The following is a 1,138-nucleotide window of genomic DNA, read 5'->3' as shown; positions in this document are numbered from 1 at the left end:
CGGGCGTTATGCCGACCGCAAAGGCCTCTTCGTGCTCGCCCAAGCCGGACAAGCGGTCGAGATTCGCAACGACGCCAGCTTTCAGCCCAAGACCTGGTGAGGCGCCCGCCACGCCATCGCCATAAGGTCGTGCGTCCCGGTTTTCGATCTCCGAGCGCTTCCCCGCAAGCCTGGCCCGTCTCGCGGCGCCGCGCGAGCCGACCATGAAAATTAACGGTGAGCCGTCCCGGTTTTCTCGGTTTCCCATCCTCACCACACAGGTCTTCAATCTGCCCAGCGACGGCAAGGGCGCCGGCGCCCTCTGCGCCAGTCTGAATGTCGCCGGCTCCGCCCTGCGCGCCTGTTCTATGCACCTCGACGAGATTCCACATAAGCCGCGCACAGGCGATGGTCAGATCGACATTCCCCTCATGACGCTCCTCAAGCTGCTCGCCTAGGCGCGACAGCGCCGCTTGCGAATCCTGAGTTAGACTGTCGTCAGCGAAGCATCAACAACCACAGGTGTTAGACCGCTTTACTGTTGGGCTTACGGTCGGAATGGTGAACGACGGTCTTTCTCGGCTCCGAGTTCATCGGCAAGATTCCGTTATGAGGTTGCACATGACAACGCTGCGGTACGTTTATTGGAAAGATGAAGACATGTGGCTGGGCTATTTCGAGGAGTTCCCCGACTACATGACACAAGGCGAAGATCTAGAAGAACTGAAGGAAAACCTGAAAGACATCTATGCCACATTAACAAGTGGCGAATTACCCATCGTCCGCCGCGTCGGCGAACTTGCCGTCGCATGAAGCGCAGAGACTTGATCAAAAAGCTTGAGAGTATGGGGTGCGTATTGCTTCGACATGGGAGCCGGCATGACTGGTATCACAATCCTGAAACCAAAGAGTCTCAGCCAGTTCCAAGACATCGCGAGGTCAAGGAGCATCTAGCGAGAAATATCATCCGCAAACTGACTTGATACCCAACGTGTCTGCCAGCCCGACGGCATACTGCGGCCGGCGTTTCGCGCGTGGCCGCCACTTAGGGCGGGCTGCGATTAACGCGACCCGGCACGAGCAATCCGCCACGCACCCAACCGTCCAAGCGACAGGCTCACCACGCGCCGCATTGCCTGCGCCAGCGCCACCCGCGCTC

At 59.1% G+C, this 1,138-nt stretch carries 3 protein-coding genes; all 3 read left to right on the top strand.

Annotated features, from left to right (window positions below):
• Positions 1-203: 203 nt before the first annotated feature.
• The 3 genes from VBE63_RS29985 (at position 204) to VBE63_RS29975 (ending at position 962) form a co-directional block, all read left to right on the top strand.
• On the top strand, positions 204-437 hold the full coding sequence (locus tag VBE63_RS29985; RefSeq protein ID WP_323686616.1) for a hypothetical protein: 234 nt from the start codon (positions 204-206) through the stop codon (positions 435-437).
• A gap of 163 nt (positions 438-600) precedes the next feature.
• Positions 601-792, top strand: coding sequence for a type II toxin-antitoxin system HicB family antitoxin (locus VBE63_RS29980; RefSeq protein ID WP_323686615.1), 192 nt, complete (start codon positions 601-603; stop codon positions 790-792).
• Positions 789-962 carry a type II toxin-antitoxin system HicA family toxin gene (locus VBE63_RS29975; RefSeq protein ID WP_323686614.1) on the top strand — a complete coding sequence of 58 codons (174 nt, stop codon included), beginning with the start codon at positions 789-791 and terminating at the stop codon, positions 960-962. Before VBE63_RS29980 ends, VBE63_RS29975 begins: the two co-directional genes overlap by 4 nt.
• Positions 963-1,138: the final 176 nt, after the last annotated feature.

The organism is Lamprobacter sp., from assembly GCF_034860625.1.
In the GTDB taxonomy this organism is placed as follows: Bacteria; Pseudomonadota; Gammaproteobacteria; order Chromatiales; family Chromatiaceae; genus Lamprobacter.
This window is presented reverse-complemented; position numbering and strand designations above follow the sequence as displayed.

Excerpts from the sequence above, each read along its gene's own strand:
- VBE63_RS29985 (WP_323686616.1), top strand. The coding sequence starts at position 204 with ATGAAAATTAACGGTGAGCCGTCCCGGTTTTCTCGGTTTCCCATCCTC.
- VBE63_RS29980 (WP_323686615.1), top strand. The coding sequence starts at position 601 with ATGACAACGCTGCGGTACGTTTATTGGAAAGATGAAGACATGTGGCTG.
- VBE63_RS29975 (WP_323686614.1), top strand. The coding sequence starts at position 789 with ATGAAGCGCAGAGACTTGATCAAAAAGCTTGAGAGTATGGGGTGCGTA.